The organism is Cobetia sp. SIMBA_158 (assembly GCF_046566945.1).
GTDB lineage: Bacteria > Pseudomonadota > Gammaproteobacteria > Pseudomonadales > Halomonadaceae > Cobetia > Cobetia amphilecti.
Map to the genome: position 1 here is coordinate 1 of NZ_JAWJYL010000026.1, position 1636 is coordinate 1636.

A 1636-nucleotide genomic window follows, 5' to 3' on the forward strand; every position below is an offset into this window, starting at 1 on the left:
AGGCGGGAGGTGCCCGTACCGCAAACCGACACAGGTAGTCGAGGAGAGAATCCTAAGGTGTGCGAGAGAACTCTCGTTAAGGAACTCGGCAAAATGACCCCGTAACTTCGGGAGAAGGGGTGCTCTCGAAAGAGAGCCGCAGTGAATAGGCCCAGGCGACTGTTTAGCAAAAACACAGGTCTCTGCAAAACCGTAAGGTGACGTATAGGGGCTGACGCCTGCCCGGTGCTGGAAGGTTAAGAGGAGGGGTTAGCGTAAGCGAAGCTCTGAATTGAAGCCCCAGTAAACGGCGGCCGTAACTATAACGGTCCTAAGGTAGCGAAATTCCTTGTCGGGTAAGTTCCGACCCGCACGAAAGGCGTAACGATCTGGGCACTGTCTCAACGAGAGACTCGGTGAAATTATAGTACCTGTGAAGATGCAGGTTACCCGCGACAGGACGGAAAGACCCCGTGGAGCTTTACTGCAGCCTGATATTGAATGTTGGTACAGCTTGTACAGGATAGGTAGGAGCCTTGGAAACCGGAGCGCTAGCTTCGGTGGAGGCATCGGTGGGATACTACCCTGGCTGTATTGACCTTCTAACCCGCTGCCCTTATCGGGCAGGGAGACAGTGTCAGGTGGGCAGTTTGACTGGGGCGGTCGCCTCCTAAAATGTAACGGAGGCGCCCAAAGGTTCCCTCAGAATGGTTGGAAATCATTCGCAGAGTGTAAAGGCACAAGGGAGCTTGACTGCGAGACCTACAAGTCGAGCAGGGACGAAAGTCGGGCTTAGTGATCCGGTGGTTCCGCATGGAAGGGCCATCGCTCAACGGATAAAAGCTACCCCGGGGATAACAGGCTTATCTCCCCCAAGAGTCCACATCGACGGGGAGGTTTGGCACCTCGATGTCGGCTCATCGCATCCTGGGGCTGTAGTCGGTCCCAAGGGTTGGGCTGTTCGCCCATTAAAGCGGTACGCGAGCTGGGTTCAGAACGTCGTGAGACAGTTCGGTCCCTATCCGTCGCGGGCGCAGGAAATTTGAGAGGAGCTGTCCTTAGTACGAGAGGACCGGGATGGACATACCGCTGGTGTACCAGTTGTCTTGCCAAAGGCATCGCTGGGTAGCTATGTATGGACGGGATAAGTGCTGAAAGCATCTAAGCATGAAGCCCCCCTCAAGATGAGATTTCCCATTCCGCAAGGAAGTAAGATCCCTGAAAGATGATCAGGTTGATAGGTCTGAGGTGGAAGCGTGGTGACACGTGGAGCTGACAGATACTAATAGATCGAGGACTTAACCTATATTCTAATGTGAAGCATGAACGTTGTTATCTAGTTTTGAGAGAACATTCTCTCCATCAGGTTTGGTGGCGATAGCGAAGAGGTCACACCCGTTCCCATACCGAACACGGAAGTTAAGCTCTTTAGCGCCGATGGTAGTTGGGGGCTTCCCCCTGCGAGAGTAGGACGTTGCTAGGCAAAAGAAACCCACCACTAATTTATAGTGGTGGGTTTTTGTATACTTAATAATTTAATCAAATTAATAAAAAGAATATGGTTAGCATATAGCACAAGCATATCGTGTATTATATCGTGCTATAACCTACACATATGATTATTATATGTTATGTTAAGTAAATTAAATATATGTAT

Annotated in this window: 2 rRNA genes; both read left to right on the plus strand. The window is 50.7% G+C overall.

Annotation, left to right across the window (positions count from 1 at the left end):
* A 23S ribosomal RNA gene (locus R2R70_RS18775) occupies nt 1–1285 on the plus strand; the annotation flags it as partial.
* 61 nt (nt 1286–1346) lie between these two features.
* A 5S ribosomal RNA gene (gene rrf / locus R2R70_RS18780) occupies nt 1347–1462 on the plus strand.
* Nucleotides 1463–1636 lie beyond the last annotated feature (174 nt).